Origin of the sequence: Bacillus pseudomycoides DSM 12442 (assembly GCF_000161455.1) — a bacterium.
GTDB classification, from domain to species: Bacteria; Bacillota; Bacilli; order Bacillales; family Bacillaceae_G; genus Bacillus_A; species Bacillus_A pseudomycoides.
Genome location: NZ_CM000745.1, coordinates 5229637 through 5230070, shown reverse-complemented (window position 1 = coordinate 5230070; position 434 = coordinate 5229637). Strand labels below are relative to the sequence as shown.

Genomic DNA, 434 nt, shown 5'->3' with positions numbered 1-434 from the left:
AAAGAAAGTACAAATTCAAATGGTAAATTTGTAGTAGTTGAACGTGAGAAAAAATCACTTACAACTTCACCAGTCGATATTTCGATTATTGATTCTGTGGCTAATCGTACTTATCCAGGAGCAGTACAACTTGCAAATAAAGCTTTTGCGGATAATCAACCTAGTTTGTTAGTAGCTAAGAGAAAACCTTTGAATATTAGTATAGACTTACCTGGCATGAGAAAAGACAATACAATTACTGTCCAAAATCCTACATATGGTAATGTGTCTGGAGCAGTAGATGAATTAGTATCTACTTGGAATGAAAAGTATTCAAAAACACATACGTTACCTGCAAGAATGCAGTATACAGAATCTATGGTGTATAGTAAATCTCAAATAGCAAGTGCTCTTAATGTTAACGCTAAATATCTTGACAATGCACTGAACATTGA

1 protein-coding gene is annotated in these 434 nt (G+C 33.4%); it reads left to right on the top strand.

Annotated features, from left to right (window positions below; all coding sequences use genetic code 11):
* Positions 1 to 434, top strand: a 434-nt coding sequence (locus tag BPMYX0001_RS26495) for a thiol-activated cytolysin family protein (RefSeq protein ID WP_033799436.1), incomplete at both ends; no start/stop codon positions are given.